We start from the raw sequence: 13,545 nt of genomic DNA, 5'->3' as shown, positions 1-13,545 counted from the left end.
CCCGACGCCACCGCCCGTGCAGGCCGCTGCCCCGCCGCGGCAGCCGCGCCCGACCCGGCCGGCGCCGGCGTCGCCGCCGATGCGCCTCGATGCCGGGATCGGCGCGCTGCCGGACCCGTCCTTCGGGGCGCAGGCGATGGGCGCCGTGGTGCCGCCCGGCGCCGATGCCGGCCAGCCCAATGCGCCGCCTGACTACCCCGCCGAAAGCCGCCGCCGCGGGGAGGAAGGCGTGGTGCGGCTGGCGCTGCGCGTGGGCAGCGACGGGCGGGTCGAGGCCGCCGAGGTGTCCGGCAGCTCGGGCTTCGTGCGGCTCGACCAGGCGGCGGTCGCGGCGGCGCGGCGGTGGCGATTCCGCCCGGCGATGCAGGCCGGGCAGGCGGTTGCCGCCACCCTGCCCACCGCCGTGCATTTCCGCCTGACCGAAGGACGCGGCCGATGATGCGTGGCGGCTTGCCCTGCCGGCGCAGCACGCCATAACGGGGCGATGAACCCCCCCGACGCCCCGCCGCGCCAGGCGCGCGCCGCGCTGATGCTGGCCCATGCGCTGGATGACGTGACGCTGGCCCGCTGGCGCGAATGGCGCGCCGGCTGGTCCGCCACCCACGACACGCGGCTGGTGCTGACGGCGCCGCATGATGCAGCGGCGGCGGCGCTCGGCCTGGATGACGTGCTGACCATCGCGCCGGCGGAGATTTTCCGCGCCGAGCTGCGGCGCAAGGCCGCCAGCGGCAAGATCGTCCCGGGCAACGTCGATCTCGTGGTGCTGGCGGCGTTCCGGCGCGTGCCGGCGTGGCGGCAACTGGTGGTCGCCGAATACGACGTGTTCCTGCCGGGCGGCTTCGCCGCGCTGCGGGCGGCGGATGCGGCCTCGCAGGCCGACCTGGTCGCCTGCGACCTGCGGCTGCCTGAACAGGAGCCTGACTGGGTGCATTGGCGGGCCGCCGCACCTGGCGCGGGCGATCCCGGCGCGCCGCTGTGCAAGATGCTGTTCCCGCTGGCGCGCTGGTCGGCGCGGCTGCTCGACGCGATGGAGGCCGGCTACAATGACGGGTGGCGGGGCCATTGCGAGGTCTCGGTGCCGAGCATCGCCGCCGCCCGCGGCCTGGCCCTGGAGACCTGGAACGACGCCGCCGCGCGCGCCGGCGTGCCGCCCATCACCTCCGCCGAGAGTTTCCACTGGCGCCGCATGCGGCCGGACGCGCCGCACCTTGCCTATCATCCGGTCAAGACCCAGGCGGCCGCGCGCGATGTCGCGCAGGCGCTGGGGCTGCCGCCGCCGCAGGAGGTTCCACCTTGGTGAAGCTCGATGTCATCACGACGCGCGGCGGCGATGCGGGGGAGACCTCGCTCGGCGACGGGCGGCGCGTGCGCAAGGATGCGCTGCGTGTCGAGGCCTTCGGCACGGTGGACGAGGCGAATGCCGCGCTCGGCCTGGTGCGGCTGCACGCCGATGCGGTGTCGGACGCGATGCTGGCGCGCATCCAGAACGAGCTGTTCGATGTCGGCGCCGACCTGTGCGTGCCCGGCGAGGCCGGCGCGCGGCTGCGCGTGGCGGATACGCAGTCGGCGCGGCTGGAGGGCGAGATCGCGGCGATGAACGCCGATCTTCCGGCGCTGACATCCTTCGTGCTGCCGGCGGGTTGCGCGGCGGCGGCGACGGCGCATGTCGCGCGCACCGTGGTGCGCCGCGCCGAACGCCTGGTGGTGGCGTTGGCCGCGGAGGAGGAGGTGAACCCGGCGGTGGTGCGCTACCTCAACCGCCTGTCGGACCATCTGTTCGTGCTGTCGCGCCACTTCAACGCGCAGGCGGGTGGCGACGTGCTGTGGGTGCCTGGCGCGACGCGCTGAGCGCGACCACGCCACGCGATCCGGCGGCCGGGACGCCGCGCGCCCGCCGAGGGCGACACGACGCGGATCGCGCCCCGGCGCGATCCGGGAGCGCAAGGCGCGACCGCGCCCAGACCATCCTCGGCGCCGGGCACGCCAGTGCGTGGCGCGCAAGCCAAGCCGCTGGCGGCGGCGCCCGGCGCCCGAGGGCATGAAGGAAGCCAGGGGTCGCCTGCGCGACCCCTGATGTCAGAACTGCCCGCGCATCCCCAGGATCGCGCTGCGTCCGGGCACCACGAAGGCATTGGCCGGCTCGTAGCGGGTATTGCCGATGTTGCGGACCTCCACGAAGGCCGTGAGCTGCGCCGTCACCGGCAGCGAGGCGGTCAGGTTGAACAGCCAGCCTTCGGGGTTCTTGCCGGCGGTCGGGATGGAATTCCCGCGGTCGTCGTAGCGCGCGAAGGCGCCTTCGGGGGAGGCGCCGACATACAGGATCTCCGGCGCGATCACGAAGCGCGAGCGCGGCACGCCGAACCAGCCGACCTCGGGCGCGATGCGCGCGTTCAGGCTGGCGACGTTGCGCGGGCGGCGCGGCAGCGGCGTGTCGGTCTCGACGTCGCGCGCCTCCAGCACCGTCCAGGAGCCAGTCACCGAGACCCAGTCCACCGGCCGCACGGTCACCGCGAATTCGCCGCCGCGGATGCGCGCGCGGTCGATGTTCTCGAGCGTGGTGAAGGTGGGGTCGAAGTTGATGAGGTTGGTGATGCGGTTGTCGAAATACAGCGCCGAGAGCGTGGCGTAGCGCCCGATATCGGTCTCCCAGCCGACCTCCCAGGATTCCGAGGTTTCCGCCTGCAGGTTCGGATTGCCGCGGAAGAACGATCCGATCTGGCCATAGCGCTGGTACAGCGACGGCGCCTTGAACGCGCTGCCGCCGGAGGCGCGGATGCGCGAGCCGATCTCGGGTAGGTCGAGCACCGCGCCCAGCCGCCAGCTGGTGTTCGAGCCGTAGTCGTCGGTGTCATCGAGCCGCGCCGAGGCGGTGACGTCCACCCGGTCGAGGAACCGCGCCTGGATGCCGATGTAGCCGTAGCCGCTGGTTGCGCGCGCATCGGTGGTGGTGCGGAAGAAGGGCGAGCCCGCCGCGGCTTCCACCTGTTCGCGTTCCCAGCCGCCGCCGAAGGTCACGATGGCGTCGGTGAACACGCCCTCGGCCGTGGGCAGGCGCAGCGCATTGTCCCAGGCGATGCCGCGGCGCTCGCCGTTGTAAAGGTCGTCGGCCGTCGATCGGCTGAGGCTGTCGGGGAAGTTGGTGTAGCGGCGGCGGTCATGGCTGCCCGAGACGCGAAAGCCGGTGGTCCAGGCGCCGCCCGCGAGTTCCGTGCGGCTGCGCAGGAAGCCGAACCAGTTGCGGTCCTGCCCGGTGTAGTTCGGGTCGTCGTTGGGCACGTTGTCCAGCCCGGAGGTGTTCTCCCGCCAGCGCAGCAGGCCGTCGATGCGCGTCTGGCCGATCGCGGCGTCGGGCGTGGTCTCGCCGATGTTGACGCCGATGCGCGCGGTCATGGCGGCGGCGCGCAGCCCGTCGCGCTCGCCCTGGTTGGTGGCGATGCGCGGGGCGATGACGTTGAAGCCCTCGGTGGACAGCGCCTGGCCGGTGACGCCGTAGTCGACGTTCCCGACCGTGCCGCCGGCGCCGACATACCCGCGCGCGGTGCGCTGCGTGCCGCCGGCGACCTCTCCATAGGGGGCGAAGGTTCGGTCGCGCGGCGCCTGGCGGGTGATCAGGTTGACCACGCCGCCGATCGCCGCCGTGCCATAGACGGCCGAGACGGGGCCGCGCACCACCTCGATGCGCTCGACATCGCCCAGCAATTCATTGCCGAAGTTGAAGGCGCCGTTGGGGTCCGACGAATCGTTCAGCGGCACGCCGTCGCGCAGCACCAGCACATGGCGCGAATTGGTGCCGCGCACGAAGCCCGAGGCCTGCTGGCCCGGCCCGCCCGCCTGCACCAGGCGAAAGCCCGGCACGGCGGCCAGCGCATCGGCCAGCGTGACGTAGCCGTACTCCTCGATGTCCTGGCGCGTGACCACGGTGGTGGCGGCGGGGATGCGTTCGGCCGGCGTCGGCACGCGCGTGGCGCTGACGATCGTGTCCGGGATGGGTTGCGGGTCCTGCGCCCAGGCGGGGGCGAGGGGGAGGAGAGCAAGCGTAGCGAGGATCCGGTGTTTCATCCGGGAATCCCTCCGTGCACGGGCCGCGTTTCGCGCCCTGGCCGGGTGGCCGGGGCGCGGGCTGGCGTCGTGCTCGCATACGGAAGGAGCACCCGCCGCGTGGCAGGCGCACCCTGGGTCCGTTGCGCCGGTGCACCCCGCCCGGCACGCGCGAGACAACTCTGCGCCGGCCGGTCTCCTGGCTCGCGACGGGAAGGGGGCTTGCGCCGCCTCCGCCGGCCCCGCCTTCTCGCGCCGAGGCGCAATGGCAGTGGGGACCGGACACGTCGCCTACAGTTGCGGGGGCAGCCGCGGATGGGCGGTGGGTCTCACCGCGTCGCGCGTTCCCGTTTCAGCCCTTTCGGGCCACCGGCGCATGGGCGGACCCTAGTGCGGGGGCGGCGCGGCGTCCATGGGCGCGGACGCAGGCAAGCGGATCGTGCGGAGGCACGATCCACGAGCGCAAGGCGCGACCGCGCCCAGACGGTCAGCGATGCCGGGCGCGCCCGTGCATGGCGCGAAGCCAAGGCGGCCGGATGGCCGACGCCCGGCGTCTGAGGACTTCAAAAAACATACCCCAGCGCCTCGATTCCGAACCAGGCCAGCGCCACCAGCACCGCGGTGGCGAACAGGTTGCCGAGGAAGGTCAGCGCCATCCCGAGCCCGACCACCTTGCTGTCGTTCTCGACCAGGCCCAGCGCCATGACGATGGTTCCGAAGGCCGGCGGCCCGTTGGTGCCGGGCCCCGGCAGGATCAGCATGATGGCGGCATAGGCGGTGAGCCACCCCACCGCCTTGTCGGCCAGCGGCCCGGTGAAGGGCCCCGGGCGCGGCCGCACCCAGCGTTCGATCTTCGCGATGGCGCGCGAGACGCGCGTGTCCGACCCCGCCGAGAGCCGCATCAGGTCGGTCCGCTTCAGCGACTGCCGTGCGATGAAGCCTGGCAACCTCGGCTTGGCGAAGCCGAGCCCCATCTGCACGCCCAGGATCAGCATCGGCGTGCCGAAGACGCTCGCCATGCCGGGCAGCAGCCCGGGCAGGCACAGCAGCAGGATCAGCAGGCCGAAGGCGCGGTCGCCGAAGGCCTCGGCCATTTCGCCGAGGGTGATGCGTTCGCCCGGGCATTGCGCCGCGACTTCGGCGATGAGGCGGGTGATCGGGGCGGTGGCGTGGTCGTCGAGCGGGGTCGCATGGGCGACATGGTCCTGTGCCGCGCCGGGTGCCTTGCTGTCGCTGGTTCCGTCCACGCCTGTGTCCTGCTCCCGCCGATCGCCCCCTTGATGGCTTGGTGGCTGCCCGGTGCCGGAGGGGTAGCACATCCGCCACCCGCGGCGGAACGGGCGCCGTCATGACCTTTCGGCAACCGGTGGGAGAGGTCGGCTGGACGGCAATGTCCGGCGAAGCCGCGCCCGGCGCTTGAGGGCCAGAAAAACGGATCGTGCGGCTGCACGATCCGGGAGCGCACGGCGCGACCGCGCCCAGACCATCAGCCGCGCCCGGCGCGCCAGAGCACGGCGCGCAGCCAAGCCCGCGGAGCGGGCGCCCGGCGCTTGAGGGCCAGAAAGCGGATCGTGCGGCTGCACGATCCGGGAGCGCACGGCGCGACCGCGCCCAGACCATCAGCCGCGCCCGGCGCGCCAGAGCACGGCGCGCAGCCAAGCCCGCGAAGCCGCGCCCGGCGCTTGAGGGCCAGAAAAACGGATCGTGCGGCTGCACGATCCGGGAGCGCACGGCGCGACCGCGCCCAGACCATCAGCCGCGCCCGGCGCGTCAGTGCACGGCGCGCAGCCAAGCCCGCGGAGCGGGCGCCCGGCGACTGAGGGCCAGAAAGCGGATCGTGCGGCTGCACGATCCGGGAGCGCACGGCGCGACCGCGCCCAGACCACCAGCCGCGCCCGGCGCGTCAGTGCACGGCGCGCAGCCAAGCCCGCGGAGCGGGCGCCCGGCGACTGAGGGCAAGAGAAACCACCGCGTCAGCGGCCTTGGAACACCGGCTTGCGCTTCTCCATGAAGGCGCGGCGGCCTTCCTGGTAGTCGGTGCTGTCGAAGCAGGCGGCCATCGCCGCGTTCAGCGCCGCGATGTCGCGATCGACGCGGTCCGACAGCACCGCCTGCACCGTGCGCTTGTTCGCATAGAGCGACAGCGGTGCGTTCACCGCGATGGTCGCGGTCAGTCCCGCCACTTCGTTGGCCAGCGCATCGGCCGGCACGACCTTGTTGATGAGGCCGAAGCGCGCCGCCTCGGCCGCATCGAAGCGCCCGCCCGTCATCAGGATCATGTTGGCATGCGCGGGGCCGACCAGGCTGACCAGGTGGCGCACCATGTCGAAGCCATAGGCGATGCCGAGCCGCGCCGCCGGGATGCCGAAGATGCTGCCCTCGGCCGCGAGGCGGATGTCGCAGGACATCGCGATGCCAAGGCCACCGCCCATGCAGAAGCCGCGGATCTCCGCGATCACCGGCTTGGGGAAGGTCGCGAGCTTGAGCCGCCCGCCGGCGGTCTGCTTGCTGTATTCGCGCTGCGCATCGGCGTCGGACCGCAGCTTGTCGAACTGGCTGATGTCGGCGCCGGAGACGAAGGCCTTGTCCCCCGCGCCGGTCAGCACGATGCAGCGCACCGCCGCATCGGCCTCGAAGATGTCGAGCGCCTGCGCCATGCCGGCCCACATCGCCACCGACATGGCGTTGCGCTTCTCGGGCTGGTTGAAGGTGATGCGCCCGACGCCGTCCTTGATCCCGGCGAGGATCTTGCCGTCCGCGAATTCCATCACGCTCAGCTTTCCATGATGACGCCGAGGCCCTTGAGCCGGGCGATGTCGTCGTCGCTGTAGCCGGCTTCCTTCAGGATCTCGGCGGAATGTTCGCCCAGGCGCGGCGGCACCATGCGCACCTCGCTCTCGATCCCCTCCATGTTGATGGCGGAGGAGACCAGGTGCGTGGACCCGCGCGTCGGGTGGGCGATCGGCATGGCCATGCGCAGGTGCTGCACCTGCGGGTCGGCGAAGACCTCGTCGACCTTGTTGATCGGCCCGCACGGGATGCCGATGCGCTCCAGCAGGTCGATCCAGTGGTCGGAGGGCTTCTGCTTGAACACCTCGGCGATGGCGGCGTTCAGCCGGGCGCGGTCCTTCGAACGGCCCGCCAGCGTCTTCCAGACCTCGTCTTCCAGCCATTCGGGGTGGCCGACGGCCTCGGCGAACTGCGCCCACATCTTGGTGGAGGAGGCGGCGATGTTCACCGGCTTGTCGGCGGTCGGGAAGGCGCCCATCGGGATGTTCACGGGGTGGTCGTTGCCGGCCTGGCCGGGCACCTCGCCATCCATCAGGTAGCGCGCCGCCTGCAGGTCCAGCATGAAGACCATGGCTTCGAGCAGCGAGGTATGGACGTAGCGGCCGCGGCCGGTCTTCTCGCGTTCGAACAGCGCGATCATCACGGCCAGCGCCAGCAGGTTGCCGGCGGTGAGGTCGACGAAGGGGATGCCCGCGCGCATCGGCCCGCGGCCGGGTTCGCCGGTGATGGTCATCATGCCGCCCATGCCCTGGGCGATCTGGTCGACGCCGGCGCGCTCGGAATACGGGCCGGTCTGGCCGAAGCCGGAGATCGAGGCATAAACGATGCGCGGGTTCACCGCGGCGACCTTGTCGTAGTCCACGCCGAGGCGATGCTTCACCCGCACGCGCATGTTCTCGACCAGCACGTCCGCCTTCGCCGCGAGCTTGAAGAAGGCGGCCTTGCCTTCCTCGGTCTTGAGGTCGAGGGCGATGGAGCGCTTGTTGCGGTGCAGGTTCTGGAAGTCGTAGCCCTCGCGCGACCCGCCCAGGCCATCATTGAAGGCGGGGGGTTCGATGCGGATGACCTCGGCCCCCCAGTCGGCCAGGTGGCGCACGCAGGTCGGGCCGGCGCGGGCCAGCGTCAGGTCGAGCACGACGATGCCCGAAAGCGGCAGGGTGCCCGCCATGGCGTGGCGCGCGTCTGTGGGGCTGTCTGGCATGGCGTCCTCCTCGGCGCCGCGAGACTAGGGCGCGGCGGCGAGGGTGCCTAGACCGCCACCTGCGGCTACCGCAGGCGCTGGAAGATCTCGTCCTCGACCTCGATCTGCGCGCGTTCCAGGGCGCGGAAGTCGCTGCGCAGCACCAGGGCGCGGACGCGGCCGTTCTCGACCACCGGCAGGTGGCGGAAGCCGCCATCATGCATCAGGTGCAGCGCGTCGATCGCGCGCGCGCCGGGTCCCAGCACCTCGACCTGCGCGGTCATCACCTCGCCGAGCGTGGTGGTGGCCGCGTCGCGGCCATGGGCAAGCATGCGGCCGATCGCGTCGCGGCCTGTGAAGATGCCGAGCAGGCGGTCCTCGGCGTCGGTCACCATGACCGCGCTCGCCTGGTGTTCGTGCATCCGCGCGCAGGCGGCCTGCACGCTGGTGCCGGGCGGCAGGCAGATGGCGGGGCGATGCGGCGCGACCTCGATGAGGGGGCGGTCCTTCATGGCCTTGTGCTCCGATGCCTCGGTGCGGTGCGCGGCCCCGGGGGACCGCGCAGGGCACCTTAGCGCGGCGCCGGGCGATGGTGGGGCAAATCATCGTGCGCCGGCGCCACGGCCCGTGCGGTGCCCGGCGCGCCCCCAGGTCGCGGGCCAGGCCTCAGTCCGGCTGGAAATTCGCGATGCGCAGCAACTCGGCATTGCGGCGCACATCCTCGGTGATGAAGCGCTCGGCCTGCGCCACGCTCTCGGCCACCGGTTCGAAGCCCAGGCCGGTCAGGCGTTCCACCACCGCGGGCTCGCGCAGCCCCTCGACCAGCGCGGCGTTGTAGCGCGCGACGATCTCCGCCGGCACGCCGCGCGGGGCCCAGATGCCGTACCAGGAATAGAATTCGAAGCCGGGCAGCCCGGCTTCCGCCATGGTCGGCAGGTCCGGCGCCAGCGGGGTGCGCGCCGCGGTGGCGATGCCCAGGCCCCGCAGCTGCCCGCCACGCACCATGGGCAGCGTCGCCAGCACCGGGTCGAACATCAGCTGGGCGTTGCCCGCCGCGACATCGGTCAGGGCGGGCGCGGTGCCCCGATAGCCGACGATCTCGATGCTCGACCCCGTGACGCGGTTGAACTCGATGGTGCCGAGATGCCCGGCGGAGCCCAGCGAGGAGGTCGCGAAGGACCAGCGCGCCGGTTCCGCCTTCGCCGCGGCCACGATCTCCGGGACCGTGCGTTGCGGGCGCTGCGGGCTCATGACCATGACCAGCGGGCCGCGCGCGGTGCGCGCCAGCGGCACGAAGTCGGCCACCGGGTCGTAGGGCACGTTGCGCATGACATGGCGCGCCATCACGTGGATCGAGGCCGAGCCCAGGATGGTATAGCCATCGGCGCCCGCCTGCAGCACCGCCTGCGAGCCGACCTGGCCATTGGCGCCGGAGCGGTTCTCCACCACCACCGTGACGCCCATCTTCTCCTGGATCTTCTGCGCGGCCAGGCGGGACATCGCGTCGGTCGCGCCGCCGGGCGGGTAGGGCACCACCATGCGGATGTTGCGCGCGGGGAAGCCGCCCTGCGCCAGGGTGGGGGCGGCCAGCAGCGTGCCCGCCGCGCCGCCCAGAAGGTGCCTGCGTCGCATCGCGAAATCTCCCGTTCGTTCCAGGGCAGATTGCACGCCCGGGCGGGTGCGTCCAAGCGCCGCGCATGCGACAAGCGGGCATGGAGATGGTCGATCTCGCGCTGTGCCTCGCCGTGGATGCGTCGTCCTCGGTGGACTACGACGAGTTCGGGTTGATGCTCGGCGGCTATGCCGCGGCCTTCCGGGACGAATGGGTGATCGCGGCGCTGACGGGCGGGCGCCATGGCGCGACGGCGGTGGCGATGCTGCTGTGGTCGGGGCCGGGCGCGCAGGCGGTGGCGGCGCCCTGGACGCGGATCGACGGCGCGGTCGCATCGGCCGGCCTCGCCGCCGCGCTCGATGCCGCGCCGCGGCTGGTGGCGGCGGGCGCCACCGCGCTGGGGGAGGGGATGGCGGCGGCGCTCGCGTTGCTTGCCGCCTGCCCGGCGGAGGCGACGCGCCTGGTGCTCGATGTCTCGGGCGACGGGCGGCACAACCAGGGGCGTCCGCCCGCGCCGGTGCGCGACATCGGCGTGGCGGCGGGGGTCACCATCAATGCCCTCGCGGTGCTGAACGAGGAGCCGGACCTGCTCGACCACTACATGCAGGAGGTGATCGGCGGGCCGGGGTCCTTCGCCATGCACACGCCGGACTACGGCGCCTTCGCCGAGGCGATCCGCGCCAAGCTGCTGCGCGAGATCGGCGGCGCCGCGATCGCGTGAGGCGCCGCATCGCCGCGGCGGGCCACGCGACTGCTTGAGGCCTGTCCGGCACCGGCCCGCTCGCCCACCGGGACACCCGTCGCGGACACGTGCGTGGGTGGCTGGGTGCAGCGGCGGGCCGCTTCCGGTAGCCTCAAAAGGTCTTCACGCCGAGGCGACGCGATCCGCGCGCTGCACGCGTGTCGTCCCGACCGCCTGGTCGATGCGCGCGGCCAGCGCGTCGCTCACCGGCGTCATCGGCAGCCGCACCTCCGGGCTCGCGATCAGGCCGATGCGCCAGAGCCAGTGCTTGATCGGCGCCGGGCTGGGTTCGGCAAACAGCAGCGGCGGCAGGTCGGCGATCGCGTGCCAGGCGGCCAGCGCGCCCGGCGCATCGCCCGCGCCGATGGCATCGCGCACCGCGGCGAAGCCGCGCGGCGCGACATGGGCCGAGGCCGTGATGCCGCCCTGCGCGCCGGCGGCGAGCATGGTGTGGAAGAACGCATCCTCGCCGGTCAGCACCGCGAAGCCCTCGGGGTTGCGGCGGATCAGGTCGAAGGATTGCGCCATGTCGGCGCAGCAGTCCTTCACGCCGACGATATTGGGCAGTGCCGCCAGCTCGGCCATCGCCGCATTGCCGAGGTTCACGCCGGTCCGATAGGGGATGTTGTAGATCATGATCGGCAGCGCCGTGGCCGTCGCCAAGGCGGTGAAGTGCCGCACCATGCCGGCCTGCGAGGGACGGGTGTAGTAGGGGCAGGCGATGAGATGGCCGTCGATCGGCAGCGACGCTGTGCGCGCGAGCGCCGTCGCCATCCGGCGCGTGTCGCTGCCGCACAGGCCGAGGAAGACCGGCAGGCGCCGACCGGCGGCGGCAAGGCTGTCCGCGACGATCGCGACGACGCGCTCGGTCTCGTCCTCGTCGATGGTCAGGCCCTCGCCCGTGGTGGCGGCGAGGATCAGGCCGTCGAGCGGTTCCGCCGCGTAGTGCCGCACGAGGCGACGCAGCGACGCCTGGTCCAGCGCGCCGTCGCGGAACGGCGTCACCAGCGGCAGCCAGAGGCCGCCGAAGCCGGGGTGATGGGGGTGCGGCATGGGGTGTCTCCTGTGAAAGCCGGAGACGGGACCTGCCACCTGACCCCGTCCGAAACCGGCGGGGTCCAACGTGATCCTGGGGTCGCGGTGGCTAAGGCGCGCGACGATCCGTGGTGCCCCTGCGGAGGCACTTTTTCAGCGACACGAAGGTGGCGCGGGGCGGGATCACGCGGACAGTCTCGGCGGGTGCGGTCGCCGGCGTCAAGCGCACCGGGCGGGGGGCGCCTTCGCCCTGCCTTGCCATTTCCTTCCGTCCATGGCTTACCTCGACGCGCATCAGGAGTTGGGCCGGCGCCCAACGCCAACCTGCCTTCCCGGGCAAGGTGGCGCCTCCGCAAGGAGGGATGCGGCCGTTCCGGCAACCAAACGGGAAGCGCCGCTGCGTCGACTCCGCTCCTTCGACCAAGGAGGAACCGATGCGCGACGTGGCACCCGCTCCCGACCTCGACCTGCTGCTCGCACAGGGCGACCAGGCGCAGTTCGTCGCGCTCTGCGACTGGCCGACGCGCATGGGGCGGATCGAGCCCTCCTGGCTGTATGTCGTGCTGCATCGCGGCCATGGCGTCTGGACCCACGCCTACCGCGTGGTGCCGGACCGCCGGCCGGGGCATCTGGCGGTGTTCCTGGAACGGGCGGAGGAAGGCGACCGGCGCGCCGCCCTGGCGGACTGGCTGCGCGCGCAGGTCATGGCTGCCGATACGCGGCGTTGACCGAGCGGCACGGCGGCCGCCCTGACCGGCTTGCATCGGCGCGGCCCGACGGGGCAGAAGGCGCGATCCCTTGCGTGATCGGCCCGCCATGCTCCTGCTCATTCCCGGACCCGTGCAGACCCGCCCGGAAACCCGCGCCGCCATGGCGCAGGACATCGCGCCGTGGGACCGTGACTTCCAGGCCGTCTACGCCCGCATCCGCGAGCGCATCGTCGCCGTCGCCGGCGGCACGCCGGGCGTCCACGCCACCCTGCCGCTGCAGGGCGCGGGGCATTTCGTGACCGAGGCCGCCATCCGCACCTTCGTCGCCCCCGGTGCGAAGGTGCTGATCCCGATGAACGGTGCCTATGCCCAGCGCATGGCGCGCCTGGCGCGGGAGGCCGGGCGCGTCGTGGTTGAACTGCCGCTGACCGACACCCGCGGCGCGACCGCCGCCGACATCCTGCCCGCGCTGGACGCCGACCCGTCGATCGGCACCGTCGCCATGGTGTTCAACGAGACCGGCAGCGGCATCGTCAACGACGCGCCGGGCATCGGCGACTCGCTGCGCGCGCGTGGTATCCGCCTCATCCTCGACGCCGTCTCCGCCTTCGGCGTGCTGCCCTTTCCGCTGGCCGACCACCCGGAATGCGACGCACTGGTCTTCACCTCGGGCAAGTGCCTGGAAGGCATGCCGGGCATGGGCTTCGCCGTGGCGCGCATGGACCGGGCCGAAGCCTGCGCGGGCAACGCGCAGTCCTGGTCGCTGGACCTGTCCGACGTGCTGGCCAACGCGAAGCGCGCCGGCTGGGGCTCCATCCGCTTCACCCCGCCCGTGCAGGCGATCGCCGCCTTCGACGTCGCGCTCGACCTGTACGAGGCAGAAGGCGGCCAGCCCGCACGCCACGCCCGCTACCGCGCCAATGCCGATGCGCTGTACGACGGCCTGGTCGCGCTCGGCCTGCGGCCCTACCTGGACAAGCAGCACCAAGGGCCGGTGATCGTCACCATCCACCAGCCCGCCGACCCACGCTTCGACCTGATGCAATTCGTCGACGCCCTGAAGCGCCGCGGCGTGCTGATCAGCAACTTCTACAACACCAGCGCCCCCACCCTGCGCATCGGCGCCATCGGCGCCATCACCACCGACGACATCCGCCGCGCCGTCGCAGCGATCGGCGCGACACTGGACGACATGCTGGCGAAGGCGGCGTAGGGCACGCTGCCGGAGAGGGGCATTGCCCCCCTCCGGACCTCCCCCCACCAGGGGGCTACGGCCCCCTGGACCGCGGAGTTTTGGTCGGGGGAATTGGGGAGGGGCATGGCGTGCCTGTCGTGTCGGTGCCACCGACGATGCCCCTCCCCAATTCCCCCGATCAAGTCGAGGGATCCAAGGGCCTTAAGCCCTTGGTGGGTGGGGGTCCGGGGGAGGGCGAAGCCC

Annotated in this window: 13 protein-coding genes and 2 riboswitches; of the genes, 6 read left to right on the top strand and 7 right to left on the bottom strand. The window is 72.5% G+C overall.

All coding sequences use genetic code 11. The features are described 5' to 3' along the window. The 3 genes from LQ222_RS24955 to LQ222_RS24945 form a co-directional block, all read left to right on the top strand. A partial coding sequence (locus LQ222_RS24955) for an energy transducer TonB (RefSeq protein WP_230169585.1) occupies positions 1 to 439 on the top strand: 439 nt, incomplete at its 5' end. 45 nt (positions 440 to 484) lie between these two features. Beyond that, positions 485 to 1,300, top strand: a complete 816-nt coding sequence (locus LQ222_RS24950) for a hypothetical protein (RefSeq protein ID WP_230169584.1) — start codon at positions 485 to 487, stop codon at positions 1,298 to 1,300. Beyond that, entirely contained in the window at positions 1,294 to 1,848 is a 555-nt protein-coding gene (locus LQ222_RS24945) for a cob(I)yrinic acid a,c-diamide adenosyltransferase (protein WP_230169583.1), read from the top strand. Before LQ222_RS24950 ends, LQ222_RS24945 begins: the two co-directional genes overlap by 7 nt. Before the next feature lie 228 nt (positions 1,849 to 2,076). On the opposite strand, the gene LQ222_RS24940 is transcribed toward LQ222_RS24945, so the two are convergent. The 6 genes from LQ222_RS24940 to LQ222_RS24915 form a co-directional block, all read right to left on the bottom strand. Then, entirely contained in the window at positions 2,077 to 4,059 is a 1,983-nt protein-coding gene (locus LQ222_RS24940; protein ID WP_230169582.1) for a TonB-dependent receptor domain-containing protein, read from the bottom strand. A 150-nt stretch (positions 4,060 to 4,209) separates the two neighbouring features. Then, positions 4,210 to 4,427, bottom strand: a riboswitch (cobalamin riboswitch). 174 nt (positions 4,428 to 4,601) lie between these two features. Beyond that, entirely contained in the window at positions 4,602 to 5,285 is a 684-nt protein-coding gene (locus tag LQ222_RS24935) for an exopolysaccharide biosynthesis protein (RefSeq protein ID WP_230169581.1), read from the bottom strand. Positions 5,286 to 6,011: 726 nt separating this feature from the next. Then, positions 6,012 to 6,806: an enoyl-CoA hydratase gene (locus LQ222_RS24930; protein ID WP_230169586.1), complete on the bottom strand. Its 795-nt coding sequence runs from the start codon at positions 6,804 to 6,806 to the stop codon at positions 6,012 to 6,014. Between the two features lie 5 nt (positions 6,807 to 6,811). Further along, the gene (locus LQ222_RS24925; RefSeq protein WP_230169580.1) at positions 6,812 to 8,029 is read right to left on the bottom strand and encodes a CaiB/BaiF CoA-transferase family protein; all 1,218 of its coding nucleotides are present in this window, start codon (positions 8,027 to 8,029) and stop codon (positions 6,812 to 6,814) included. A gap of 65 nt (positions 8,030 to 8,094) precedes the next feature. Then, a complete protein-coding gene (locus tag LQ222_RS24920) occupies positions 8,095 to 8,520 on the bottom strand; it encodes a cyclic nucleotide-binding/CBS domain-containing protein (protein WP_230169579.1) in 426 nt (141 codons plus the stop codon). Between the two features lie 154 nt (positions 8,521 to 8,674). Beyond that, positions 8,675 to 9,640 carry a tripartite tricarboxylate transporter substrate binding protein gene (locus LQ222_RS24915; RefSeq protein WP_230169578.1) on the bottom strand — a complete coding sequence of 322 codons (966 nt, stop codon included), beginning with the start codon at positions 9,638 to 9,640 and terminating at the stop codon, positions 8,675 to 8,677. Positions 9,641 to 9,720: 80 nt separating this feature from the next. On the opposite strand from LQ222_RS24915, the gene LQ222_RS24910 reads away from it, so the two are divergent. Beyond that, positions 9,721 to 10,341 (top strand): DUF1194 domain-containing protein, encoded by a 621-nt coding sequence (locus tag LQ222_RS24910; protein ID WP_230169577.1) that lies wholly within the window; start codon positions 9,721 to 9,723, stop codon positions 10,339 to 10,341. Positions 10,342 to 10,485: 144 nt separating this feature from the next. On the opposite strand, the gene dapA is transcribed toward LQ222_RS24910, so the two are convergent. Next, on the bottom strand, positions 10,486 to 11,415 hold the full coding sequence (gene dapA / locus LQ222_RS24905) for a 4-hydroxy-tetrahydrodipicolinate synthase (protein ID WP_230169576.1): 930 nt from the start codon (positions 11,413 to 11,415) through the stop codon (positions 10,486 to 10,488). 268 nt (positions 11,416 to 11,683) lie between these two features. Continuing rightward, positions 11,684 to 11,791: riboswitch (SAM-I-IV-variant riboswitch) on the top strand. 40 nt (positions 11,792 to 11,831) lie between these two features. Here dapA and LQ222_RS24900 point away from each other — a divergent pair. Together LQ222_RS24900 and LQ222_RS24895 are read left to right on the top strand one after the other, a co-directional pair. After that, positions 11,832 to 12,125 carry a hypothetical protein gene (locus LQ222_RS24900; protein WP_230169575.1) on the top strand — a complete coding sequence of 98 codons (294 nt, stop codon included), beginning with the start codon at positions 11,832 to 11,834 and terminating at the stop codon, positions 12,123 to 12,125. 88 nt (positions 12,126 to 12,213) lie between these two features. Continuing rightward, entirely contained in the window at positions 12,214 to 13,320 is a 1,107-nt protein-coding gene (locus LQ222_RS24895) for a 2-aminoethylphosphonate--pyruvate transaminase (RefSeq protein WP_230169574.1), read from the top strand. The last annotated feature ends 225 nt before the right edge of the window (positions 13,321 to 13,545 follow it).

Origin of the sequence: Roseomonas sp. CECT 9278 (assembly GCF_918698155.1) — a bacterium.
GTDB lineage: Bacteria > Pseudomonadota > Alphaproteobacteria > Acetobacterales > Acetobacteraceae > Neoroseomonas.
This window is presented reverse-complemented; position numbering and strand designations above follow the sequence as displayed.

Excerpts from the sequence above, each read along its gene's own strand:
- LQ222_RS24950 (WP_230169584.1), top strand. The coding sequence starts at position 485 with ATGAACCCCCCCGACGCCCCGCCGCGCCAGGCGCGCGCCGCGCTGATG.
- LQ222_RS24940 (WP_230169582.1), bottom strand. The coding sequence starts at position 4,059 with ATGAAACACCGGATCCTCGCTACGCTTGCTCTCCTCCCCCTCGCCCCC.
- LQ222_RS24930 (WP_230169586.1), bottom strand. The coding sequence starts at position 6,806 with ATGGAATTCGCGGACGGCAAGATCCTCGCCGGGATCAAGGACGGCGTC.
- LQ222_RS24925 (WP_230169580.1), bottom strand. The coding sequence starts at position 8,029 with ATGCCAGACAGCCCCACAGACGCGCGCCACGCCATGGCGGGCACCCTG.
- LQ222_RS24920 (WP_230169579.1), bottom strand. The coding sequence starts at position 8,520 with ATGAAGGACCGCCCCCTCATCGAGGTCGCGCCGCATCGCCCCGCCATC.
- LQ222_RS24915 (WP_230169578.1), bottom strand. The coding sequence starts at position 9,640 with ATGCGACGCAGGCACCTTCTGGGCGGCGCGGCGGGCACGCTGCTGGCC.
- LQ222_RS24910 (WP_230169577.1), top strand. The coding sequence starts at position 9,721 with ATGGAGATGGTCGATCTCGCGCTGTGCCTCGCCGTGGATGCGTCGTCC.
- dapA (WP_230169576.1), bottom strand. The coding sequence starts at position 11,415 with ATGCCGCACCCCCATCACCCCGGCTTCGGCGGCCTCTGGCTGCCGCTG.
- LQ222_RS24900 (WP_230169575.1), top strand. The coding sequence starts at position 11,832 with ATGCGCGACGTGGCACCCGCTCCCGACCTCGACCTGCTGCTCGCACAG.
- LQ222_RS24895 (WP_230169574.1), top strand. The coding sequence starts at position 12,214 with ATGCTCCTGCTCATTCCCGGACCCGTGCAGACCCGCCCGGAAACCCGC.